Origin of the sequence: Sphingobacterium siyangense (assembly GCF_007830445.1) — a bacterium.
In the GTDB taxonomy this organism is placed as follows: Bacteria; Bacteroidota; Bacteroidia; order Sphingobacteriales; family Sphingobacteriaceae; genus Sphingobacterium; species Sphingobacterium siyangense.
Map to the genome: position 1 here is coordinate 21,830 of NZ_VLKR01000013.1, position 24,979 is coordinate 46,808.

At 39.1% G+C, this 24,979-nt stretch carries 24 protein-coding genes; 12 read left to right on the top strand and 12 right to left on the bottom strand.

Annotated features, from left to right (window positions below; all coding sequences use genetic code 11):
- The first annotated feature begins 20 nt into the window (after nt 1-20).
- The 6 genes from IQ31_RS12810 to idi all read left to right on the top strand — a co-directional run bounded on the left by IQ31_RS12810 (nt 21) and on the right by idi (nt 5,806).
- Nucleotides 21-785 (top strand): enoyl-CoA hydratase/isomerase family protein, encoded by a 765-nt coding sequence (locus tag IQ31_RS12810; RefSeq protein ID WP_088159781.1) that lies wholly within the window; start codon nt 21-23, stop codon nt 783-785.
- A gap of 17 nt (nt 786-802) precedes the next feature.
- Nucleotides 803-1,486 (top strand): hypothetical protein, encoded by a 684-nt coding sequence (locus tag IQ31_RS12815; RefSeq protein ID WP_145328233.1) that lies wholly within the window; start codon nt 803-805, stop codon nt 1,484-1,486.
- Nucleotides 1,487-1,518: 32 nt separating this feature from the next.
- On the top strand, nt 1,519-3,255 hold the full coding sequence (locus IQ31_RS12820) for a phospho-sugar mutase (protein WP_145328234.1): 1,737 nt from the start codon (nt 1,519-1,521) through the stop codon (nt 3,253-3,255).
- Nucleotides 3,255-3,797, top strand: coding sequence for an NUDIX hydrolase (locus tag IQ31_RS12825; protein ID WP_088159778.1), 543 nt, complete (start codon nt 3,255-3,257; stop codon nt 3,795-3,797). The genes IQ31_RS12820 and IQ31_RS12825 overlap by 1 nt, the downstream gene beginning before the upstream one ends.
- 79 nt (nt 3,798-3,876) lie before the next feature.
- Nucleotides 3,877-5,190, top strand: coding sequence for a nicotinamide mononucleotide adenylyltransferase (locus tag IQ31_RS12830; protein ID WP_075990474.1), 1,314 nt, complete (start codon nt 3,877-3,879; stop codon nt 5,188-5,190).
- 76 nt (nt 5,191-5,266) lie between these two features.
- Complete coding sequence (idi, locus tag IQ31_RS12835; RefSeq protein ID WP_088159777.1) at nt 5,267-5,806, top strand: isopentenyl-diphosphate Delta-isomerase; 540 nt, start codon at nt 5,267-5,269, stop codon at nt 5,804-5,806.
- A gap of 77 nt (nt 5,807-5,883) precedes the next feature.
- On the opposite strand, the gene IQ31_RS12840 is transcribed toward idi, so the two are convergent.
- The 3 genes from IQ31_RS12840 to gcvP form a co-directional block, all read right to left on the bottom strand.
- Nucleotides 5,884-6,711, bottom strand: a complete 828-nt coding sequence (locus IQ31_RS12840) for an N-acetylmuramoyl-L-alanine amidase (RefSeq protein WP_145328235.1) — start codon at nt 6,709-6,711, stop codon at nt 5,884-5,886.
- 207 nt (nt 6,712-6,918) lie between these two features.
- Nucleotides 6,919-7,575, bottom strand: coding sequence for a hypothetical protein (locus tag IQ31_RS12845; protein WP_075990471.1), 657 nt, complete (start codon nt 7,573-7,575; stop codon nt 6,919-6,921).
- 212 nt (nt 7,576-7,787) lie between these two features.
- Nucleotides 7,788-10,661, bottom strand: coding sequence for an aminomethyl-transferring glycine dehydrogenase (gene gcvP / locus IQ31_RS12850; protein ID WP_088159775.1), 2,874 nt, complete (start codon nt 10,659-10,661; stop codon nt 7,788-7,790).
- Nucleotides 10,662-11,236: 575 nt separating this feature from the next.
- On the opposite strand from gcvP, the gene ctlX reads away from it, so the two are divergent.
- A complete protein-coding gene (gene ctlX / locus IQ31_RS12855; protein WP_120335663.1) occupies nt 11,237-12,187 on the top strand; it encodes a citrulline utilization hydrolase CtlX in 951 nt (316 codons plus the stop codon).
- 158 nt (nt 12,188-12,345) lie between these two features.
- Here the strand turns inward: ctlX and IQ31_RS12860 are convergent, their stop codons facing one another.
- The 7 genes from IQ31_RS12860 to rpmB all read right to left on the bottom strand — a co-directional run bounded on the left by IQ31_RS12860 (nt 12,346) and on the right by rpmB (nt 20,944).
- Nucleotides 12,346-15,531 (bottom strand): TonB-dependent receptor, encoded by a 3,186-nt coding sequence (locus IQ31_RS12860; protein WP_145328236.1) that lies wholly within the window; start codon nt 15,529-15,531, stop codon nt 12,346-12,348.
- Nucleotides 15,532-15,828: 297 nt separating this feature from the next.
- Nucleotides 15,829-17,418, bottom strand: coding sequence for a bacillithiol biosynthesis cysteine-adding enzyme BshC (bshC, locus tag IQ31_RS12865; protein ID WP_145328237.1), 1,590 nt, complete (start codon nt 17,416-17,418; stop codon nt 15,829-15,831).
- A gap of 363 nt (nt 17,419-17,781) precedes the next feature.
- A complete protein-coding gene (gene rimO / locus IQ31_RS12870; RefSeq protein ID WP_120335660.1) occupies nt 17,782-19,119 on the bottom strand; it encodes a 30S ribosomal protein S12 methylthiotransferase RimO in 1,338 nt (445 codons plus the stop codon).
- A gap of 18 nt (nt 19,120-19,137) precedes the next feature.
- The gene (gene ftsY, locus IQ31_RS12875) at nt 19,138-20,100 is read right to left on the bottom strand and encodes a signal recognition particle-docking protein FtsY (protein ID WP_046672598.1); all 963 of its coding nucleotides are present in this window, start codon (nt 20,098-20,100) and stop codon (nt 19,138-19,140) included.
- Between the two features lie 139 nt (nt 20,101-20,239).
- Nucleotides 20,240-20,401 (bottom strand): DUF4295 domain-containing protein, encoded by a 162-nt coding sequence (locus tag IQ31_RS12880; RefSeq protein ID WP_070562566.1) that lies wholly within the window; start codon nt 20,399-20,401, stop codon nt 20,240-20,242.
- A 51-nt stretch (nt 20,402-20,452) separates the two neighbouring features.
- Entirely contained in the window at nt 20,453-20,635 is a 183-nt protein-coding gene (rpmG, locus tag IQ31_RS12885) for a 50S ribosomal protein L33 (RefSeq protein ID WP_002998409.1), read from the bottom strand.
- Between the two features lie 75 nt (nt 20,636-20,710).
- Nucleotides 20,711-20,944: a 50S ribosomal protein L28 gene (gene rpmB, locus IQ31_RS12890; protein WP_046672597.1), complete on the bottom strand. Its 234-nt coding sequence runs from the start codon at nt 20,942-20,944 to the stop codon at nt 20,711-20,713.
- A 217-nt stretch (nt 20,945-21,161) separates the two neighbouring features.
- On the opposite strand from rpmB, the gene IQ31_RS12895 reads away from it, so the two are divergent.
- From IQ31_RS12895 to IQ31_RS12905, 3 genes are all read left to right on the top strand, one after another.
- Nucleotides 21,162-21,413 (top strand): signal peptidase, encoded by a 252-nt coding sequence (locus IQ31_RS12895; RefSeq protein WP_145328238.1) that lies wholly within the window; start codon nt 21,162-21,164, stop codon nt 21,411-21,413.
- Entirely contained in the window at nt 21,397-22,119 is a 723-nt protein-coding gene (gene recO / locus IQ31_RS12900; RefSeq protein ID WP_145328239.1) for a DNA repair protein RecO, read from the top strand. Before IQ31_RS12895 ends, recO begins: the two co-directional genes overlap by 17 nt.
- 240 nt (nt 22,120-22,359) lie before the next feature.
- Entirely contained in the window at nt 22,360-22,848 is a 489-nt protein-coding gene (locus tag IQ31_RS12905; RefSeq protein ID WP_145328240.1) for a DUF805 domain-containing protein, read from the top strand.
- A 144-nt stretch (nt 22,849-22,992) separates the two neighbouring features.
- Here the strand turns inward: IQ31_RS12905 and IQ31_RS12910 are convergent, their stop codons facing one another.
- Entirely contained in the window at nt 22,993-23,187 is a 195-nt protein-coding gene (locus IQ31_RS12910; RefSeq protein WP_088163406.1) for a quinol oxidase subunit 4, read from the bottom strand.
- A 201-nt stretch (nt 23,188-23,388) separates the two neighbouring features.
- Nucleotides 23,389-23,580 carry a cold-shock protein gene (locus IQ31_RS12915; RefSeq protein ID WP_046672593.1) on the bottom strand — a complete coding sequence of 64 codons (192 nt, stop codon included), beginning with the start codon at nt 23,578-23,580 and terminating at the stop codon, nt 23,389-23,391.
- A gap of 162 nt (nt 23,581-23,742) precedes the next feature.
- On the opposite strand from IQ31_RS12915, the gene IQ31_RS12920 reads away from it, so the two are divergent.
- Nucleotides 23,743-24,459 (top strand): SIMPL domain-containing protein, encoded by a 717-nt coding sequence (locus tag IQ31_RS12920; RefSeq protein ID WP_075990460.1) that lies wholly within the window; start codon nt 23,743-23,745, stop codon nt 24,457-24,459.
- A gap of 2 nt (nt 24,460-24,461) precedes the next feature.
- A complete protein-coding gene (locus tag IQ31_RS12925; protein WP_075990459.1) occupies nt 24,462-24,953 on the top strand; it encodes a DUF4112 domain-containing protein in 492 nt (163 codons plus the stop codon).
- Nucleotides 24,954-24,979: the final 26 nt, after the last annotated feature.

Here is a 24,979-nt window from a genome sequence, read left to right on the forward strand (position 1 = left end):
TTATATTTAAAAACAAGGTTATGCAACATATTAAAACCAAAATAGAAGATCATATTTTAAGTATTTTCCTCGACAGGGGGAAGTCAAATGCCATCGACACTCAGCTATTGAAGGAACTGATAGACACCTTGGAATCTTCCCAGCAAAATGAAGCCATTTATGGTGCAATATTGATTGGCAAGGAAAACTTCTTTAGCGCAGGACTCGATCTAATTACCTTATTCCAATACGATGAAGAACAGATTCAGGAATTCTGGAATTTATTCTTGGAGGCGACATCGCTACTGGCCGCTTTTCCAAAGCCGCTCGTCGCTGCAATATCTGGTCATAGCCCAGCTGGGGGCTGCGTACTGGCACTCTGCTGCGATTATCGCATTATGGCCGAAGGGAATTTTGTGATTGGCCTTAATGAAATTCCAGTCGGACTCATCGTCCCTGAAAGTATATTTCAGCTTTATGCATTTTGGATCGGAAAACGGAATGCTTATCAGAATTTGCTCGAAGGTAAATTGCTCTCTCCTGTAGATGCAAAAACACAGGGGCTTATCGATGACATTGTTCCCGCTAATATACTCTTCAATACCGCAACAAAAAAGATAAAACAGATCACGCAGTTCAACCAAAAGACCTGGCAGACATCCAAATTGAACTTCCGAAAGGAAATAATCCTTAAATTGCGCGAGAATAGAGAAGAGACAATCCAGCGCATCCTCGAACAATGGTGGCTTCCGTCAACGCGCTCTATTCTAAAGTCAATTATTGAAAACTTGACTTCAAAGAAGTAATATTAAACAAAATCATCATGAGAAATCTCTTTTTCTTTATTCTTATTTGTCTCACTGCAAGCACAATCTCCTGCAGAAATAGTAAAAAAGAAGATAAGGCTGTAAAAATCGTACAGGATTCAATTCCTGTGGATACCCTACAAAAACCTGACACGACTGAAAAGGAAGTAAAGAAAGAGAACTCCGAAACGCTGGAGGAGGTACTGGAGAAACTTGCCAAGGCATATTCAGAACAGGACAGTAAAACAATAAATTCCTATATACATCCCAAATTAGGAATCTACATTATTTATCGTCCAGGCGCACTAGACTCTTATGTACACCAAAACAGTTTTAATTTTTCTAAGCCTGTACCAGAGTACCATTCTTATGAAAAGTTAACATACAAGGGTCCATTGAAGTCCGGAAAACTACCTATTTTTGATTGTGGTACGATGAAGTGGGATAAAGCCGGATTCTATTACGATAGAAAATCCCGCCCCAATGAATTATCTCAAACGGCAAAGTTCATGAATGAAATTCTTGACGCCAAAATTAGTAATACTGAATTACAGCGACTAAGAAATATAGAATTCAAAAGTTATAGAGCCATTATGACCTCCAATGAACATGAAGAACCCTTTGTTTTTCATGTGACAAAAGAGGGAGAAAAATGGTATATTACAGCCATAGACCGCGCTTATGCCGGATGTGACGCATAATATGTTGTACATTTTAACCAAACTTAACGATAATGAAAAATTTAGATAAAGACATACAAAGGAAAATCGAAGATTGGTTAACCCCAAGTTATGATGAAGGAACTCGAAAGGCAGTTCAGGATTTAATTGACAATAATGAAGAGACAGAACTTACGGATTCTTTTTACAGGGATCTTGAGTTTGGAACCGGTGGCTTAAGGGGCATTATGGGTGTGGGCTCCAATCGTATGAATAAGTATACGATCGGCAAAGCCACGCAAGGATTAGCCAACTATTTAAAGAAACAATTCCCAGATCAGGAGATTAAAGTAGCGGTATCTTATGATAGCCGCAACAATTCGCAGGCATTTGGCCAGCTGGTTGCCAACGTTTTTGCCGCCAACGGCATCAAGGTACATCTGTTCACCGAATTGCGCCCGACCCCAATGTTGTCGTTTGCCATTCGTCATTTCGGCTGTCAGAGCGGTGTTATGCTAACGGCTTCACACAACCCAAAGGAGTACAATGGTTATAAGGCTTACTGGAACGATGGCTGCCAGCTGACTGCACCTCATGATAAAAATGTAATCGACGAAGTAAACGCAATCAGTTCAGTGAGCGCTATTGAATTTGACGGGAATACGCAAAACATCATTCCTGTTGGGGAAGAAATCGATCAGCGCTATATCAATGCCAATAAAACATTAAGTATTCATCCGGAAGCGGTACTGGCTCAAAAAAACTTGAAAATTGTTTTTTCGCCGATACATGGTACCGGAATTACCATTGTTCCTAAAATGCTAGAAGCCTGGGGATTTGAAAATGTTTCAGTCGTTGCTGAACAGGCCACGCCCGATGGCAACTTTCCAACGGTAATCTATCCAAACCCCGAAGAGGAAGATGCAATGGCCTTAGCAAAGAAAAAAGGGGAAGAAATTGATGCTGACCTTGTATTGGCAACAGATCCCGATGCTGATCGTGTCGGGATTGCCGTAAAAAATAATAAGGGACAATTTCAACTGCTCAATGGTAATCAGATCGGCAGTTTATTGATATACTATGTCCTCAGTGCAAAAAGTGAACTAAAACAACTCGGATCGAATCCATATATTGTAAAAACTATCGTAACTAGTAATTTACAATCCGATATTGCAGATCACTATGGTGTAAAACATTATGAAACACTTACAGGCTTCAAATATATTGGTGAATTGATTACCAACCTAGGTGATTCAGCACAATATCTTGCAGGCGGAGAGGAGAGTTATGGCTATCTAGTAGGCGATCTAGTGCGTGACAAGGACGCTCCAAACGCTTGTGCTTTCCTAGCCGAAATGACCGCCTATTTCAAAACAAAAAGAAAAACAGTTTACGAAGTTCTATTAGATATCTACAAAGAATTTGGCTGTTATCAAGAAAAGCTCATTTCCCTAACTAAAAAAGGAAAGGCTGGTGCCGAAGAAATTCAAGCCATGATGAATGGCTTACGTCATAATCTACCAACCACACTCGGTGGAATAAAAGTCAAAGAAATCAGGGACTATCAGCTTTCCCAAATCACAGATATGAGTACAGGGGAGAGAAGAGCGATCTCATTGCCTAAATCTGATGTATTGCAATTTATAACAGTAGATGGCGATGTGATTTCTGCCAGACCATCGGGAACTGAACCCAAGATTAAATTTTACTGTTCTGTAAAAGAAAGCTTGAAAGATACTGCTGATTATTTCGATGTACAAACTATTTTGGAAGAAAAGGTTGACCGCATGATGAAAGATATTGTAAGCTAATGGAAAAGTGGAAACTATTATCCTCTGAATATATCTGTAAAGAGCCTTGGGCTACACTGCGCAGAGATACCTGTGAGCTTCCGGATGGACGGATCAATGACCATTATTACGTACTGGAGTATCCAGATTGGGTAAATATGATTGGAATTACTGAGCAGAACGAACTTCTGGTCATTAAGCAATACCGCCATGGAGCGGGCATTATTTCATTGGAGATTCCCGCAGGGACAACAGAAGCAGGAGAAGATCCTAAACATGCTGCTGTGCGTGAAATGCTTGAAGAAACAGGCTATCAATTTGATCAGATTGAAGAAATCGCCACGCTTTATGCCAACCCGGCGACAAGTGGCAATATTACCTATACCTATCTGATGACGGGGGGTAAAAAAGTTCAGGAACAGGCATTAGATGAACATGAAGAAATCGATGTTTATCGTATACCGCTTGAAGAAGCAAAAAGCATGTTGCTGGACAACAAATTCAGTCAGGCACTACATGCTAGTGCGCTATTCTATGCTTTCAACAAATTAGGCTTGTTATAAAACAAGCCTAATTTTATTCTGTTTTTTTCATTCATACTTTTAATTTTCACTAGCTTGCTGATTTTTGTACCTTTGCATCATGGCAAGAGAAATTTTTGAAACCAAGCGAAAGGCCCTGAAAATAAATCTAAACCCAGAGATTTATGGAACCTTTGCAGAGATCGGTGCTGGACAGGAAGTCGCACGTAACTTTTTCAACGCAGGAGCAGCATCAGGCACAATTGCTAAAACAATGTCAGCTTACGACATGGCTTTCAGTGATGCAATTTATGGTGAAGAGGCTGATGGTCGATATGTCAGCAGAACACGTTTAAAGAAAATGCTCTCCCATGAATTCAATCTTCTTACCCAACGACTTCATGGCGATAAATACTGCAACAAAAAATTCTTTGCTTTTGCAGATACGGTAACAACCCTCAATTTCACCAAGACAAATGAACCTCACGGCTGGATCGGACTTCGCTTCCAACATGAAGTTGGAGGCCCTACAAATGATATCATTGTCCATGTAAGACTACTAGACAGCGACAACCAATTGCAACAAAAAGTTTTAGGTATAATTGGTGTAAACCTATTATTTGCGGCTTATTATTATACAGACAATGTGCAGACCATGATCGAATCATTGGTCGATAACCTTTCTGTTGGTTCCGTTGAGATTGACCTGGTTAAATTAAACGGGCCTCTATTTGAAAACGTCAACCAACGTCTAATCAACTTATACCTGATTGCAAAAGGATTTGCTAAAGCCGCAATATTCCAGCCTGATGGTAAAGCGGTACAAATCAAAGATTATCTGTACAAAAAGAACATTATTTTACTTCGTACCAAATACCGTCAGAAATCCCTTCCAAACTTTGATCTCTTCAATCTTGCCGTTGAACAGTTCAAAAAAAATACGGGTGCAACTGACGCAGACACCATTGTATTAATTGAAGTCCTGATGGGAAATGTGTTGGAAGATACACATGAAATTACAGATGAAGACCTGCAAGAATTTGCTTCTAGGGCTGACGAACTATGTGCGACAGGCAATAATATTATCGTTAGCAACTTTAGAAGAAATAATCATTTAGCCGAGTTTATAAGCAACTTTAAGCCTAAGAACATTGGAATTGCAACCAACGTTTACAATTTAAAGAACATTTTCAATTCAGATAATTATAATAAAGAGTTATACACCAATGAACTTCTTTCCTATATCTCGGGGATGTTCAATAAAAATGTGAAACTCTACGCATATCCTTATCTCTTGAAAAAAGAAAATAAGATTATTACAACGCACAATATGCCGGTTTCTGAAGAAGCCAAACCTTTATTTGAATTCTTAATTAAAAACGGCTATATCATAGATATTGAAAATTACGATGAGAAATTTGTAAAAACCGTATAAGCAGATTATCTCCAAAATTATAATTTATTATATAGCCCAATTTTCTTAAATTGGGCTATATTTATTTTTGTGCCTTATGAAGCAAGAAAATGTAATACTGGTTGACAGCAATGACAGGATGATTGGTAGCATGGAGAAATATGAAGCCCATGAAAAGGGGCTATTGCACCGTGCTTTTAGTGTATTTTTGTTCAATGAGCAAGACGAATTGCTCCTGCAACAAAGAGCATTAAGTAAATACCACTGTGGCGGACTTTGGACTAATAGCTGCTGTTCGCATCAGCGCCTGGAAGAAAGTAACGTAGACGCCGCCAAAAGGCGCTTAATGGAGGAATTAGGAATTACTGCAACAGCTCTTCAAGATGTCTTCTCGTTCGTTTATAAAGCTCAATTTGACAACGGACTTACGGAGCATGAATTCGATTATGTCTTATTCGGAAAATTTAATGGAACTACAGAAATTAACGAAGAAGAAGTTGCCGCAACAAAATACATGAACCAACAGGAAATTCAAAATGAAATACAACACTCACCCGAGCAGTTTACTCCCTGGTTCAAACTAATCTATCAACGTGCTTTTGATACTTACTTTCGTATATATAAAAACAAATTATAACAATCTTATACCCTGCAAAAAAAAGATCCTGCCTTTTAAGAACCAGGATCTTTTTTTGCCTTTAGTTTAGCGAATCGCTATAAGAATTTTTTATAGATGGAATACAGAATTTTAAGATCATTCTCACTCATGAACGCTGTATTTACGTCCTGCTGAATGTAGTGAATCTTAAATGCTTTTATTGCCGCATCGAGATTACTTACATCGTAACCGATAATACGTAAGGCCATTTTTGGGTTAAAGTCTGCTGGAGGCACCTCTAAATAGTCCTCATACCAAAAGCCGAATCCTTGATCAGCCAGTTTTTTCCAAGGAAAACGTGACGGATCATTTTTTCGGGTTGGTGCCAAATCCATATGTCCAATAAAATTTGCCTGCGGGATTCTATAGGTCGTTTTTAAATAAGTCAACAACTGCGTCAAGGCGTTTATCTGGGCATCAGTCCAAGGATCAGTAGTCCCATTATTATCGAGCTCGATGCCAATGGAAGAAGAATTGAGGTCCGTATCATTACCCCATTTCCCCAAGCCCGCATGATGCGCACGATACAGGTCATTGACCATCTGTACTACTTTTCCATCCCGACCAACCACATAATGGGAGCTTACACCTGCTTTCGCGGAATGAAATGTACGGATGGTCTGTCCCAAAGAATCCTGTGCAGTATGATGAATGACAACAAAATTTGGTTTACGGATGCCAAAATTAATCGAGGCGATCCATTGTTGTTCTTTGACATTCACCTTCTCCAATTGACCGATGACAGGCGATTGTTTATAGAGTTTTGAAAATTCTTTTGCTTGCTTTTTATATACCTTTTCAGTCTTCGCGTATTTACCTCCCGCACAGGAAGCCAATAATGCTGTTGCGACACAAAGATTGATGGAAAATTTTAGTATCTTCATATTGAAATGTTTCAGCACAAACTAAGGTAAATTTGCCAACAAAAACAAATTTATTAGCTTCGTCCTATAGTTCGACATAATTTCCAAATATCCTTTTCTTATACATTGCGAAACAACGCTGCCTGCTTTAAAAAAAGCCCAAACCAATGTTTGAGCCTTTCCCATATCAACTATGCATTTCCTGCTTAACTGAAATTATATTTTCTATTATTTCAGTGCGCTGAGGTTCAATTTTGCCAAAAATCCTTTCAGCTCGTCGAGGCTATACCCATTCCCCCGAAGGGTAATCAGATAGCGGTCTTTCTCGAGATAACTTATTTCGGAGCTTTTTGCCGTTGAGCCTTCCACTCCTTTGCTATCTGTTGTTTTTGCTCGTTTACCTTCAAATTCGCCAGTTTTTTCTATTTCAGTATCTGTAATTTTCTCTGAATCTACCATGAAGCCCATTTGCGCCAAGCCCACGATTGCCGAAGCTGTCTCGCCCGCACCATCAATGATATTGACTTTAATTTCCTTCTGGTTATCGACAGTATACGTAGCCTCTCCAGATACAACTTCTGCCCCATACATTGATCCGCCAGAATAGGACGTTCTTTTTAAACCATCTAAGCTTTCCGGTAAAAAAGCCTTCAACTCTTCCGAACTTAAGGGTTTCTCGGATTTAAGTTTGGCTTGAAGGTCTTCCAATTTTTTTGCTCCATCACTCAGATTACCCAAGTTGGATACTCCCTTAACTACATCCGAAATCCCAGCCTCTTTCTCCTTAGCATCTTCACCACCTTCACTGGATTTGCTGTTGCCGCAGCTCGCGACCAAAAGGCCCAGTCCTAAGAGAACAGGCATTACTTTCCATTGTCTTTTCATGATTATCAGTTTTAATTAAAACGCTAAAAAGAACAAAATAATATAATTAATCTAAATTTTAAAATCTGTTCGCATACGATCTTTAGACCTTAAAGCGCGACCTAAATTTCTACCTGTTACTTGTTTTTTCTAAATACTGCCGAATGGGACTGCGCTGCACAAAAAAAAGGCCTCTATGCGAGTATAGAGGCCTTCCGTTATAACTACCGAGATTATGCTTCGGCGTATTCTTCAATTGAAGGACACGAACAAATCAATGTACGGTCACCTTGAGAGTCGTTCACACGACCTACTGAAGGCCAGAATTTACGTTCTCTTACATACTCCAATGGGTATGCGGCAGTTTGACGACTGTAAGGTCTGTCCCACTCATCTGCAGTTACAACCGAAGCTGTATGTGGTGCATGTTTCAGTACATTGTTAGCTTGGTCCACGTCTCCTGCTTCAACCGCAGCGATCTCTTCACGGATAGCAACTAATGCATCACAGAAACGATCCAATTCAGCCTTAGACTCAGATTCAGTAGGCTCAACCATCAATGTTCCTGCAACAGGGAAAGAAACTGTCGGTGCGTGGAAACCATAATCCATTAAACGTTTTGCAATATCTGCAACCTCGATACCAAAGTTTTTGAATCCACGGCAATCTAAGATCATTTCGTGTGCACAACGTCCGTTAGTACCTGAATAAAGTACTGGATACGCATTTTCTAAACGTGCCTTAATATAGTTTGCATTTAATATTGCGGTTCTTGTCGCATTTGTCAAGCCTTCACCACCCATCATTGAAATATAAGCATGAGAAATAAGCAAGATTGATGCTGAACCAAATGGAGCTGCAGAAACAGCAGAGATACCCTCTTCACCAGAAGTCGAAACCACTTCGTGGTTAGGTAAGAAAGGAACTAAGTGTTTTGCAACACCGATAGGTCCCATACCTGGACCTCCACCACCGTGAGGAATACAGAATGTTTTATGGAGGTTCAAGTGACAAACATCGGCACCAATATGCCCTGGGCTTGTCAATCCAACCTGTGCATTCATGTTCGCACCGTCCATATAAACCTGACCGCCATTTGCATGAACAATTTCACAGACTTCAATGATCGACTCTTCAAATACACCGTGTGTAGAAGGGTAAGTCACCATCAGTGAGTTCAAGTTTGCAGCATGTTCAGTCGCTTTTGCTCTTAAATCTGGAATATCGATATTTCCTAATTCATCACATTTCACAACGACCACTTTTAAGCCTGCCATAGAAGCAGAAGCCGGGTTGGTTCCGTGTGCAGAAGCAGGGATCAAACAGATATTACGTCCATGATCACCACGGCTCTCATGGTAAGCACGGATAACCATCAGACCAGCGTACTCACCTTGTGCTCCTGAATTTGGTTGGAAACTCATCTTCGCAAAACCAGTAATTTCAGACAACCAATCGTTCAATTCACCGATCATTTGCATATATCCAGAAGTTTGATCTGCAGGAGCAAATGGATGCAAACCGCCAAATCTCGCCCAAGTAACTGGCACCATTTCAGCTGTAGCATTCAATTTCATCGTACATGAGCCCAATGGAATCATCGAGTGGCAAAGCGATAAATCTTTTGCTTCCAACGATTTGATATAGCGCAACATCTCATGTTCAGAATGATAGCTATTAAAATTTGGATGTGTTAAGTAGGCAGAAGTACGTACTAAATCGGCAGGAATTGAAGAACCTAAATTCTCTTCTAATGCATCGAAATCTACGTCATTCAATGTTTTACCTTGAATTTTAGCAAATACTTTGACGATCGTCTTAATATCTTCGTATGTGGTTGTTTCGTCGATAGCGATTGAAACTTCCGAACCATTATAATAGAAGTTTAATTCGTTATTTAATGCTTCAGATTTCAAAGCACCAGCATGTGCACCTAAGTCTACACGTAAAGTATCAAAATAAGCCGCATTCAATTGCGTATAACCCAACGACTGTAATGCTTGATCCAACAGATTGGCCAAAGCATTGATACGTGATGCTATATTTTTGATTCCTTCTGGGCCATGGTAAACGGCATAGAAAGAAGCCATAATCGCTAAAAGAGCTTGTGCAGTACAAATATTTGAAGAAGCTTTATCACGGCGGATGTGTTGTTCACGAGTCTGCAAAGCCATACGCAATGCATACTTTCCATTTGAATCGGAAGTAACACCAATAATACGACCAGGGATATTACGTTTGAAGCTGTCGCGTGTCGCAAAATATGCTGCATGAGGACCACCAAAGCCCATCGGTACACCAAAACGTTGCGAATTACCAACAACAACATCTGCACCCCATTCTCCCGGAGGCGTTAACAATGCTAAGCTCATCAAATCTGCCGCAGCACATACGGTAATATTCTTACTGTGAGCTGTAGCTGCAAATGATTTATAATCAACAATAGAACCATCCGCTGCAGGATATTGAACAAATGCAGCAAATACATCATCTGTTAATTCTGATTCAGCAATAGCCGCAATTTTAAGTTCAATACCAAAAGACAAGGCACGGGTCTTCAAAACATCAACCGTCTGCGCATAGGCATTGTCCGACACCAAGAATACATTAGCATCTTTATTTTTCCGAGCTGAATAAAGCATAAACATGGCTTCAGCTGCAGCCGTAGCTTCATCCAACAAAGAAGCATTTGCTATTTCTAAACCAGTAAAGTCACAAATTACAGTCTGGAAGTTCAATAAAGCTTGTAACCTGCCTTGTGCAATCTCCGCCTGATAAGGAGTATACTGCGTATACCATCCTGGGTTTTCAAATACATTTCGTTGAATTACACCCGGAAGGATTACATCGTAGTAACCTTGACCAATAAAAGATTTAAAAACTTTATTTTTCTCAGCGATTTCCGCAATACGCTTTAAATAGGCTACCTCAGACAATGCTTTAGGAAGATTTAAAGGTTTTGGAGCACGAATTTGAGAAGGGACCGTTTGGTCAATAAGTTGGTCAATTGACGAAACGCCTAATTTAGCCAACATTTCATTCGCTTCAACTGGACTTGGGCCATTGTGGCGACTTTCGAATTTTTCTTGGAAGTGTATATTGCTCATGTGTGCAAAAAGTTAACGCTTATAGATAGTTAGCGACATAATAATTAGGCAATTAACTCTCTTATAAACAGTCGTTTTTTGGATGAGCAAAGATAGCAAAATAAATGACTGAAAACGAAGCAAAAAAGTGGATAAAAAGTCAGTTTTACTGAGCTACTGAAATGCAATCGATTGTCTTTGTCAATTAATTTTTGGAATAACCTCAAACATACAGATTGTTCATTATAAATATAACAAACAATACAACAATCGCTTGCTACAATTTTAAAAAAACACCGGGTTATCTGTTATTTCACCTACGTATTTCTTTTATTACTTCACTATTCTTTTTTGCAATGCCAATGAATTTTCAATAAATTAGTATATGTACCAATTGTAAAGTGACTTCGAAATAACGATATACACTTTTTTGCTAAGAACAACTGATATCAAGGGTATTTTGTTATCAGTAATCTTAACGAAGAAAACATTATCCAGCTAGGGAAGCATCTCTTTTGACAAATGTAAATTATCACAAAAAACGAATATCATTTCTTTTTAACGAATATAAAACAGCGAAGTAACGATTATAAACCATGAGAAAACAGGTAACAGACAGCGTTCTTTTAGTAAGACCCTCTGTCTTCCGTAAAAATGAACAGACTGCGGTCAACAACTTCTTCCAAAAGGATATCGAAAATCTCAGTATAGAAGAAGTCAACAAAGAAGCGCAAGGAGAGTTCGACGCGCTAGTAAATGAATTGAAGTCACATGGAATTTTGGTGACTGTCATTCAAGACGACGAGAAATCCGAAAGCCCCGACAGTATATTCCCCAATAATATTGTCTCCTTTCATCAGGATGGAAAAATAATTTTCTATCCTATGTTTGCCCCCAATCGTCGAAAAGAACATTTATTGGATTTCGAAGGTCCATTGAAGCAAAACGGTTATTATGTAAAACTAACTAAGGATCTCAGTGAAGCCGAAAACAATAAACAATATTTGGAGGGCACTGGCGCACTTGTCTTGGACCGCGCTCACCGTGTAGCCTACTGTGCCTTATCCGAAAGGGCAGACCGGGATATGCTCGATGAATACTGCAGGACTGAAAACTATACACCTGTTGTATTTCACGCCTTCCAAACTGTCCATGGAGAGCGGAGACCTATCTATCACACCAATGTGGTGCTAGCCGTAGGCGAAGACTTTGCCATCTTATGCCCACAGGCAATCGATAATCAGGCTGAGCTCCAAACGCTGCTGAAGAGTCTAAAAGATACAGGCAAAGAGATCATTGAAATCAATGAGAACCAACTCGAATCTTTTGCAGCAAACTGCCTCCAGGTGAGAAATAAATATGGTAATCGTTTTATTGTCCTGAGCAATCAGGCTTTATCCTCATTGACTTTATACCAAACAGCGCAATTGGAAAAGCATGGTAAAATCATCCATCAAGATCTACATGTTATCGAGACATGTGGTGGTGGAAGTGTACGCCACATGATGGCTGAAGTTTTTCTTCCGAAAGAAAACATGCTGAGCTAGTCCCAAGCATAATGATGTATCTAGGCTGCTCTTTTTAAAATAAGCCTATTTACCTAATCAGGCTTATTTAATAGACAAATAAAAATGCCCCTTAGAGCAATGGCTCTAAGGGGCATTATCTTTTCTAAAACAATCTAATTCCTATTTCTCCAGTCAATTTAGAACGAATACCTCAATCCCAATTGGAATTGGTACGGATTCCCTGAAGGCGATACAATACCAGAGTTGTTCAATCTATAATTGAACTGTTGCTTAACAGGGTCGAATGCCGGAATTTCGGGATTTCCATTTGCTGCCGCTGTTTTTGATACAGCATACAACGATTGATTACCTAAAGATTCATTGACACCCCAGGTTTTCTTAAAGAGATTCGCAACATTGAAGATGTCCGCTGAAAGCTCCAAAGCATGTGTTTTGTAAAGGTTGAATTTTTTAGCTATTCTTAAATCAATCAAACCGTAAAAGCTATTGATACCGCCATTTCTTTCGGCCATCTTACCTTGGTACTTTTTAATATAATCTTTCAGACTTTGACTGGCTTCACCATTCGCCAACAACGCATTCATGGCATCTGCCAAAGCCTTTGGCGTATTTGGACTATTGGGATCGAAAATAAAGGCCAAGTCATTCGAATTGGATACAAAATCGCCATTGATATTACCTCCAGCAAGCAAGCTGTAGCGTGTTCCTCCAATTCCCGAATAACGAACCCCTACACTGACACCATAAAATGTAGGTAGTGTACCATAAATAACAATTTTATTTCGGAATTGATTATTCGAATAACTCATCTTACTCAAATCTCTTGGATCATCCTTTACCGCCAGCGATAAGGTCGCTGTATTGGCAACATTCCCATTGTAGGACGTGTTATCTTTCGCATCGTTCCACGTGTAGCTTACAGAAATCGATCCATCTTTGTAGTACTGATAACTTGCATCCAATACAACTGCAAACTGATTTACTTTTCCCTCAGAGTTTAGTTCTAACACGCGCCCAAACTTATTGGAAATCCTTCCCTGTTTCCAATCTGGAACACCATTGACAATAGCCGTCGCCGGTACGAATACCCCACGATTATCTTCATTCGCCAATCTAAAGAACGGATCTTGAACCATATTACGATCAACATACATGTAGTTGTTGCGCCCTAGATTCATATATCCTGAAAGACTCGCTTTTAACTTTTCGGTAAAGAAATGCGTGTAAGATACATTGGCCTTGTACACCACTGGTATTTTCGCATCAGCTCCATAGGTGTTGATTGTTGGCACCTGAAATTGTGCCAGGGTTGGCGTTGTTGACGGATCTTGTCTGTACCCCACAAAATTAGGTGTAGGCACATCGTTGCCACGAACATCTACTGTCGCAAAATGTTTCCCATCAAAAGTTAAATTATTGATGGTCATGTAATTATTAATATCAGATGCAAAGATACCTGCTCCTACACGGAAAAAATCTTTTCGTTCTTCATTCACATCCCAAGTCATCTGGAAACGAGGCTGTACAACAAAAGATTTCAACTTGTGATCTGTACGTACCCCCACTTCTTTCAGCAATTCTTCATTTAGAGGAGAGGTTGGATAATGACCATAATCCAATCGTAGTCCCGCAACCAGATCCAACCCTTTCGCCAATTTGGTCTGCAGCTGTCCATACGCACCAGCATTAAATATCTTCCCGATCACAGTTGGATCGGCCACCAAAGGGACCTCCCGGTAAAATGCATAAGGTTTTAGGTTTGCAAAATTTTGCAATGCCGTATTGGTCTCATCGTCCCTAAAATGAAAACGTCCGTTGACTTCACTTCCGTAAATCGAATTTGCATGCGTATACATCAAATCCACACCAAAAGTATAATTGATATTATCTGTACTATAATAAAGGTTATTGACCAACTGTACGACATTATTCTTAAAGGACTCTTGTGCAAACCGGTGACCGCCTAATTGAATATTGGTTGACAAATTACTTCCGTCAATGGTAGACACCACATTCTCTACAATAGCACGGGGAATATTTTGACTAGGCAACATATCTCCAGGACTACTTTTTTGAAAGGTATAAAGGTGCTGCAATTTCAGTTCATTGGTAAGCTTTGGGGAAATGGAAGTACGTAAAGTTGCTAAAAAGCTGTTATCAATATTCTTGTCATTTCCGTATGATTCATATAAATTGATGGCGGTATTATCCTCTAGACCAAGCTTATTGAGGTCACTTGTAAAGTTATTCCGTATTGTCAATAAGTTCTTTTCATTGATCTGCCAATCTATACGACCAAATATAGCATCCGAATTTCGTTTCTTATCGAAAGAACCATATTGCCTATCATTACTCAATCCATATTTTTCACGTCCTATACGGATATACTCATCCAGGGTCGATTGTGTAACATTGAAACGCTTTTCATCTGCTGGCGAATTGATATCTGCGATAATTAAGGGGCGGGCATCGCGTTGGTGATCCCAAGCTACAAAATAATGTAACTTGTCTTTAATGATGGGACCGCCTAATGTAAATCCATATTGATATGTAGAGAAATCGTTGCTTCGTTTGTTTCCTCTAATATCGTATGGGCTGGACAACCAATCGGCCCTTGAATAAAGCCATGCGCTTCCGTGCGTTTGATTTGTTCCTTGTTTGGTTACCGCACTGACTGTTCCTCCCCCTGCTCTTCCATAAGTCACATCATATTGGTTGGTGACCACTTTAAATTCACGAACGGCTTCTATCGAAATGGAAAACGGAGCACCACTACGACTGGTTGTTGAACCTGCAGAAGTCGGGTTTTTGGCATTCATACCATCAATCGTAAAATTAGTAGAGGAACCCAACTGACCACCGATATTATCTCCCTTACTCAAAGGAGACAGGTCCATCAGCGAAGTAAAATTCCGACCGTTGACAGGCAATTTCGCAATATCCTTGGCCGTAACCGCTGTAGCAGCACCTAGATTTTCTATTTTATTCTTTAGGGTACTTATTCCTGTTAATTCAACCGTTTCTAATACATTTGAGGTATTTTGGATAGGAATCTTCAGGCGGACCATATCGCCTTGATTTAAATTAAATCCCGAACGCACTTGTTCGCCATAGCCTATATAAGTTACTTTGATCGTGTATGGGCCGCCTAAAGGCAACTCCTTAAAGTTGAAATCGCCATTTGCATTGGTCGAAGTCTTCGTTGTGAAACCCGTTGATTCATTACGTACTTCAATTGAAGCTCCGTGAACTCCTTTATCATTTTCGTCCGTAATCTTGCCGGAAAACCCAGCTTGGGTCGTTTGGGCATACAAACCTGTTCCAAGCGCAATGGCACATGTTGTGAGTAAAAATTCTTTCATTTAGTTGTTGGTTGTGATAATGAAAGCAAAACTACACTGGAACTGTTAACAGGAGCTAAACGAAATATTATGAAATTATAAACAAAGCATTTTAAAATATATATTAATAAAAATGAAAGCGATTTTGAAAAAAACAGGGGAATATCGGAACATGCAACAAAAGCATTTTAAATAGGGATAGAAATAGACTGTATCTGCAAAAAGCCTGCATGATTCATAAAAACCAACAGAAATGATCCGAACCGACGGTCTTTCTTGCGAATAACATCACAAAAAAAGTCAGCCGAAGCTGACTTGCTAATACAAAATTGTAAACTTAAAATCCAATGGATTAAAGTATTTGTAAAGATCCCTAAATAGGTTATCTCCATATTTGACATAGAGTAACGCAAAATTTTCAGACCTTTCCTGTAGTCCTCCGCCAGGAAAGAGCTTTTCCTTCACATTATCAATATCGGTTAAAGCATGTTGATGATTTCGCTTTTCGGCTTTCATCAGCTTTTTCTCCAAATTATTGATCGCTTTTTTTAACCGCGCTTTTACCGCTTCCGTACTAGGGCCTAAACTTGGATCTATTTTGTGGGTTCGTAACTTTATCTTACCAAAAATAGCGTTCAGCTCCATCCATTCGTCATTAAGATTCAAACGTTCTTTGGTATGACGTCGAACATATTCTTTTTTCAGCACTTCTGCTGGACGAAAGATACTCTTAAAGGTTAGATCAACGCGAAATAATTTAGCCGCAACGTTGTCCTCAGTTATCATCGCTGAATTGCGCGGTATCAAAATTGGAAAATCTACCTGATATTGGTCAAAGTTAGACTTCAGTTGCATCCAGTAGACCATTTCGGCGCCACCACCAATATAAGCAAGATTGGGAAGTATAATTTCCTGATACATCGGACGCATAACCACATTTGGACTGAAACGCTCTGGATAATGATCAATCTCATGTTCAAGCTCAGCCTTCGTAAAATAAATATTCTGGTGCAATACTTCGTATCGACCATCCGCAGCGATCACCAAGCGCTCCCTAAAGTCATCCGTCAAATAAAAGAAATTAATCTCACGAGCATGCACTTGGGTAGAGAAACCATTTGATTCCAGCTCTTCCGATCGCGCTGTTATTGCCTTAAAGCTTTTTTCAGATAAGATATCTTCCTTAATAATTGGCTTGAACAGTTCCTTCAATTCCCTGTCATCCGCATCGACGATCAAAAGACCGTAAGACTTAAACAACTCATTGACCATATACCGTGTTGCATCTGCTAATCGATCATGGTTCAAATAGGCTTCTTCCACAATCCGTGTAAGTTTAGTCGAATTTTCGGAAAGCCCTAAAATATTTGTGTACTGCTTCACAGCATCAACAATTGTTGCTGTATCCATTCGCCCGGTAGCAGAAACTGCAGGCGTATCCCAACTAATTTTCTTTCCGAAGACTTTCGTATGGTTGATTTCTTCAAAATCATGATCTTCAGTCGCCATCCAATATACAGGAACAAAATTTTTATCGGGGTGTTTGCTCTTCAAATCTTCGGACAAACGTATTGCCGTCATGATTTTAAAAATAAAATACAAAGGTCCGGTAAAAATATTGAGCTGATGTCCCGTCGTGATGGTATAAGAATTCTGGTCGAGCAACAGTTCTATATTGGCAGCTACAGCAGGAGAATCCTTTAATAGCTTGCCATATTGCTTTTTAAGACGCTCAACAAGAATCTCCCGGTGTTCAAATTTCTTCTTTTCGTTCAATTGCTTTTCAAAACCAGCCCAGGTAGGCCAGTTTCCTACAAAAGATTTTAAGGCTTCATCATGCGCCAAATAAGCCAATAAAGTCTTAGAGAAGCTATTTGTTTCACTATATTCAATATAAGTTGCCTTCATCTGCAAATTTTATTAATTATTCTCTATTCTTAATTGATAACGAAAATCCCCCAAAGCAAGCTGACATGGCAGTGCATCTTTTTCGCTAAATAGAACCTATTTTCAATTTTAATCAGAAGGATGATTCACCATAAGACCACAGGCTTTCTTGAATCTGATTTTAAACGGCTATAGATTGTTTAAAATGGGGATTGTACGCTTACAAATGTATCTAGTTTGCGTCGACAAAATAGTGAATTTTCACAAAAAGCTTGTCCCGCTTTTAAATTATATCATTTTATTGACAATTGTCTATAAACAAACGGGCCTCCTTTGAATAAAGGGGGCCCGTTTGTTTATATTATCATCTATAAGCTTTAAAACTTATTTCCTTACAATCTCACCATATAGATCGAAATCTTCAGCTCGGTCGATTTTTACCTGAACAAAATCACCAATACGTGCATAAGAATCTGCAGCAGGAATCAAAACCTCATTGTCGACTTCTGGAGAATCGTATTCTGTGCGGCCAATAAAGTAATCGCCGTCTACCCGATCAACCAATACTTTATACGTATTGCCCACTTTGGACTGATTGATATCATACGAAATACCTTGCTGTACTTCCATGATAGCTTCCACTCGCTCTTCTTTTACTTCCTGTGGCACATTATCCTCTAACGAATGTGCGTGCGTCTTTTCTTCATGAGAATAGGTAAAACAGCCTAACCTGTCAAAACGGGTCTCTTCAACCCAATCCAACATCTCCTGGAAATCCTGTTCAGTTTCACCTGGATAACCACAAATTAATGTTGTACGCAACGCGATATCTGGAACTTTGTCACGTATTGCATTGACAAGATCGATCTGTTTCTGTTTCGTTGTACCTCTTCGCATAGACTTCAACATCGGATCAGATATATGTTGCAATGGCATATCCAAGTAATTACAGATATTTGAACGTTCATTCATGGCGTCCAAAATATCCATTGGGAAACCCGAAGGATAGGCATACTGCAGTCTGATCCATTCGATACCATCAACATCTGACAAATGGCGCATTAAATCAGAAAGATTGCGCTTTCCATAGATATCTAAGCCATAATAGGTCAGGTCTTGTGCAATCAGAATCAATTCTTTCGTGCCGTTCGACGCGAGAAATTTTGCTTCTTTCACAAGATCGTCAATGGATTTGGAAACGTGTTTACCACGCATCAAGGGAATTGCACAAAAAGAGCAGGGACGGTTACATCCTTCGGCAATCTTAAAGTAAGAAAAATGCGAAGGTGTTGTCAATAAGCGTTCGCCCAACAATTCATGCCGATAATCAGCACCAATGGATGACAATAGATCCGGCAAATCATTCGTACCGAAAAAGGCATCAACATTGGGGATTTCAGACTGTAGCTCTGGCTTATATCGTTCAGAAAGACAACCTGTAACGATCACTTTATTGATTTTACCCTGATCTTTTAGATCCGAATATTGTAAGATCGCATCAATAGATTCCTGCTTGGCATTATCAATAAACCCGCAGGTATTGATGACGACGATATCATTCGCCTGTATATTGGATGCTTCATGCACGACTTCCATCTGATTGCCCTTCAACTGGCCCATCAGGACTTCACTATCGTGAATATTTTTCGAACAGCCCAAGGTCACCACATTGACACGTGGTTTATTGATCAAAGGCGCTGGTTTCGCGTATTTTGTCTTCATATGATTAGAAGGTAGACTCTATTTGAAAAGGGAGTCTACAAATTCCTTTTTGTTAAACAACTGAAGATCACCTATTTTCTCTCCTACACCAATGTATTTCACCGGGATCTTAAATTGATCAGATATACCAATAACCACCCCACCCTTAGCCGTTCCATCGAGTTTAGTCAATGCTAAGGCATTCACATCGGTTGCCTGTGTAAACTGCGTACATTGCTCAATGGCATTTTGCCCTGTCGATGCATCCAAAACCAACAAGATTTCATGTGGTGCACCAGGAACAACCTTCTGCATCACATTTTTGATCTTCGTGAGCTCATTCATGAGGCCAACCTTATTGTGCAAACGGCCTGCGGTATCAATGATACACACATCTTCACCATTTGCCACTGCCGATTTCACGGTATCATAGGCCACTGAAGCAGGATCCGAGCCCATTGCCTGAGCGACAACACGCACGCCAACACGCTCACCCCATAATTTAAGTTGATCAACAGCAGCTGCCCGAAAGGTATCTGCTGCTCCCAATACAACTTTGCTTCCAGCTTGTTTCAACTGATGAGCCAGCTTGCCAATGGTCGTTGTTTTGCCAACCCCATTAACACCTACAACCATAATAACGTATGGTTTATGATCGCCATAATTGAAATTCTCGAAATCAGCACTATTGTTCTCTGCCAGTAGCGTTTGAATTTCCTCTTTCAGGAGATTGTTCAGTTCAGAAGTAGAAACGTACTTATCGCGGGCAACACGGGCTTGTATGCGATCAATGATTTTTAAGGTAGTTGTAACCCCAACATCAGAAGTAACCAAAACTTCTTCCAGATTATCCAGCACATCGTCATCTACTGTTGACTTACCAACGACAGCTTTTGTAATCTTGGAAAGAAAGCCTTCTTTTGTTTTTTCCAAACCTTTATCTAAGGCCTGTTCTTCTTCTTGTGTTTGTGGTTTTTTCTTAAAAAAATCAAATAATCCCATGGAGTGTAGTAGTGAAAATTGATGTTCAAATATAAACAAATGTCCTCAACAAAAAAAGCCCTTTCGGTAGGATACCAAAACGGCTATTTTTATCGAATTCTTTTTAAAGAAAAACTTTAAAAAAGGAAAATGCTACTAGTTATTTTTGAGCTGCTGCAACTACGTCTTTCACTTTATCGTTGTGAACCATACCTTCTTTGAAAGTATACGCGCCAGTTTTTGCAGATTTAGTAGTAATAATAACCTTTGTAAATTCTTTACCGCCACCTTTTTGTAACGATGCAACTGCTTTCTTTGCCATGGTATATTAATATTTTACTTAGCTTCTCTTTCAAGGGCCAAGATGTGTGACTTACTTAATTTCTTTATGAACAGTAACTTTTCTCAATACTGGGTTGAATTTTTTCAATTCCAAACGCTCAGTTGTGTTCTTTTTGTTTTTAGTAGTGATGTAACGAGACATTCCCGGAAGACCACTTTCTTTGTGTTCAGTACATTCTAAGATAACTTGTACTCTATTTCCTTTTTTAGCCATTGTTTTACTTTATTTTGATCCTATTATAGGATTGAAATTCATGAATAATCTTAATGTAACAGGCGCGACAATCAATTAGATTGACCCTTTAACGATAAATTTATTGATCGCTGCTGTAATCCCGTTCTTGTTGATAGTCTTGATAGCAGAAGTAGATACTTTTAACGTAATCCAACGATCTTCTTCTGGAATGTAAAAACGTTTCGTTTGTAAATTTGGATAGAATTTACGTTTAGTTTTAACGTTTGAGTGAGAAACGTTATTTCCTGTTAACGCCGCTTTGCCTGTTAAATCACAAATTCTTGACATGATATTATTTTTTTGTTGTCTTTATTACAATATGTTAATCCTTTGCACTCTCTGCAAAGAGTTTGCAAATATCTATATTTTTTTTGGGATAAGCAACAAGATAATTGGAATTATTTTTAAAAATAGTTCTACACAGGAATGGTAAGGGCAAAAATAAAGGATTTTATTGTATTATATTTGCTCTGTAAAGAAAAATAGTTTTCAACAATTCACATTTATGAACAAATATCTTCGCAAGGGCATAAGGGAAATAATCATTGGTGTCGTGCTTGTAATCTTAGGATATTATCTGATGGAACAGCGCTCCAACTGGTATAAACTCGCTATGCTTGTCGGAGTTATTGCATTTAGTATCGGTGTCCTGACTTTAATCTATCGCATGATTCGTAAGGTAGACCGAAATGCCATTATTGAGATGCGTGAAGAATCGCATAAAAAAGATAAAGAAGGAGATGCTGAACAAAACTAGGGGTATAGTCTTAAAAACAACCAACTATTCGGAAAGTAGCCTTGTGGCGCAGCTCTACACCGAACAGTTTGGCATGCAATCCTATCTCATTACTGGCGCAAGGAAGCCGAAAGCAAAAATCAAGGCCAATATCCTGCAACCCTTACATTTACTGGAAATTGTCGCTACACATAAAGATAATGGTTCATTACAGCGGATTGCCGAAGCTCGTCAAGTCCCTGTTCTGCAAGAAATTCCTTATGATATTGTCAAAAGCTCGCTCGCTCTTTTTCTGAATGAAATACTCTATAAAATTCTGAAAGAACAGGAAAACGACCATTATCTTTTTGAATTCATCCACCAATCTATCCGTTGGCTGGATGAAACGCATTTAAATCTGGCCAATTTTCATCTTGTTTTTTTAATCAAGCTAACCCGTTTTCTCGGATTTTATCCGGCTGAATCTAAGCAGGCCCACCCTTATTTTAATCTTCATGAAGCGACCTTCTCAAATAGCCTTCCTGAACATCCGCTTGTATTACAGGAACCACATACGTCTATTTTCAGAAATTTAATCGAATCCGAATATTCGAATTGCGACCGCATCAAAATGAGCAGTTCGGATAGGCAATTTTTGTTGGAAAAAGTGCTCGACTTCTATCGTCTGCACCGCACAAATTTTAAAGAAATAAAATCGCTCTATATACTCGAAGAAATTTTTATATAATTAAGCCCAAGTTTCCTATTCAAAAGATCCAACAGGCGCTCTTTGGATAATAGGAAATAAATATCTCCTGCGAAACGTGAAACAATCGAAGCAAAAAACACGGCAAACACATCACTGGCAATCAACCACTTGCTAACATAAACTATCCTCTCAGATAAATTCTTGGTACATTTATTGTAACAAAATTGAAATAACATTTGGTTTACTAACATCATTTTCACCTAAAAAAGTATTAAAAATATGGAACTTAAAGAAAACTTTTTAAAGGTTGTTCGAGACAACTATGCCAACTTTGAAGGAAGAGCCCGCCGAAAGGAATATTGGATGTTTTTCCTTGCAAATCTTATCATTAGCGCAGTATTTGGAATACTGGGACAAATTGCAAGCTTATTTACGTATGTCTCAGGCTTAGTCAGTTTAGCTTTACTAATTCCAGGGATAGCCGTTACGGTCCGAAGACTACATGACACCAATAAATCAGGCTGGTTTATATTAGTCGCCTTGATTCCATTTATTGGTTGGATCTATCTGCTTTACTTATTGGTATTGGAAGGTGACAAGGCTTCAAATCAATATGGACCAGACCCCAAGGCGATTGAAAACGGCTCAAATCATCCCTTTAATCAAAGCCCAGATCCATTCGGTTCTTCTCGGCCACAGGATCCATTCGGAAGTTCGCAGCCCTCGAATCCTGCGCCACCTGCACCCGATAAAGATCCCTTTGCTTAAGGCTAACCCATATAAAAAGCCCTTTCACAATCTTGTGAAAGGGCTTTTTGTTTAAATTCTATTTTTGATCTTTCCCGATCAACTAACGAAAATTCACCGCCCCAAGAATTGATAGCGGCGTGCCCCTTTAAAGTCTAACTAGAACTAATATCTATTCTTTTTCTTTTGTTGCCCGGGAGCAAAATCACGAGCAGACTGCTCTCCGTAATATTTTTTAGCCTGACCTGGCGGCATTTTTTTCGGACCTCGGCCATGGCTGTGGCCATGATGAGTGGAATAACATGCCGACATGGAAACCGCTATTACGACAGAAAGAACCAATAATAAAGTGCGTTTCATCTTAATCTCCATATTTTAAACACTTCATTACAATTATCAGTCCAAAATGTTTAACCGACCATAACGACCGCCCCCGCACCTACTCTTTGGAATTTCCAATGCTAAAGGATAATATCAATCCTGGCTCATGAAATACAACTGCATAAAAAAGCCCATGCTGTTCGCATAGGCCTTTTCACAATAAATATATCTTCAATCTAATTAGATAACTCTTACATTTACCGCATTAAGACCTTTACGGCCTTGTTCAACTTCGTAAGATACATTGTCATTCTCACGAACTTTGTCTACTAATCCCGAAACGTGAACAAAAATTTCGCTCTCGCCTGAGTTAGGGATGATGAAACCGAAACCTTTGGTCTCATTAAAGAATTTTACTTTACCTTCTTGCATGGCACTATATTATTAATTTCCCTAAAGGTATAGAAATAAAATCAAAAATCTTAACCTTTTTATTTTTTTTATCCGTTAAACTTTTTCATCAACTTTGGCTCCAATCTTGTAGCAAAGCGATAATAGCAATCGTATTATTATAAAAACTTTAAGACAAAAAACATGAAAAAAATACTTTTAGGACTTGCATTTTTAGGTTTGATGACTCAATTAAACGCTCAACAAATGGTTAATAAAGAATTTGTATCCACGGTAGGCCGTGCCGAAGAGGAAGTAACTCCCGATATCATCTACATCGATGTAACACTGAAAGAGTTTTATGAGAATGGTAACACCAAGAAAAAAGCTGCAATAGACAAATTAGAAAAGGATCTGTTTGATTCGGCAACAAAAGCTGGTGTTAAAAAAGAGGATTTTACCATCCAAAATATCTGGAGTTATAACGTCCCGGACAAAAAGAAAAAAGATACAGATATTCTACTTTCGAGACAATACCGTATCAAGGTAACCAACTTAAATAATCTGGATCAATTACTAGATGGAGTCGACAAAGCTGGTATCCAAAGCACTTATATCAGTGAATATGACTATTCGAAGAAAAAAGAACTGGAAAAAAGTTTAAAAACCAAAGCTGTATTGGATGCCAAAGCTAATGCACAGATTCTAGCAGAAGCAGCAGGTCAAAAAATTGGCAAAGCTATCGTATTATCTGAAACACCGCAACAAATTATATTTGGCGTTCAACCGATGATGCGTAACGCCATGTATAAAGGCGCCATGGCCGAAGCTGCAGATAGTGCTGCTGGCAATGGGCTTGATTTAAATATCAGACCGATGAAAGTAACGAGTGAGATCAGCGCTTCGTTCGAGTTATTGTAATCATGCATAGAGAAAAAACTCCAGCAGATAAATTAAAACAAATTGACCAAGATTTCGGTTGGATCGACCGAATATCTTGGTTAATGGATAATCAGTTTAAAATCGGAGGATTTCGGTTTGGGTTAGATCCGCTGTTAAACCTTATTCCCCTAGGAGGAGCAATAGCGGGTTTTGGAACATCACTAGTCTTAGTCATAGCCATGTGGCGTAATGGCGCCAGCCCCAAGCTCGTCATACGCATGCTCCTCAATATTTCCCTGGATGCAATTCTTGGGAGCATTCCTTTCCTCGGAAACCTGCTCGATTTTTTTAGCAAAGCCAACGAAAAGAATATCAAATTACTGAGACAACATTATTATGAAGGAAAACATACGGGTTCAGGTATCGGCATCGTCATCAGTATCCTGATTGTCTTTTTCCTCCTCATCGCTGTTACATTGTATCTTATCTGGACATTATTCTCCTGGGCTTTTTCGCTGCTGAATGGTATCTAAAACCAACAATTCCTGTCATTCTCTCG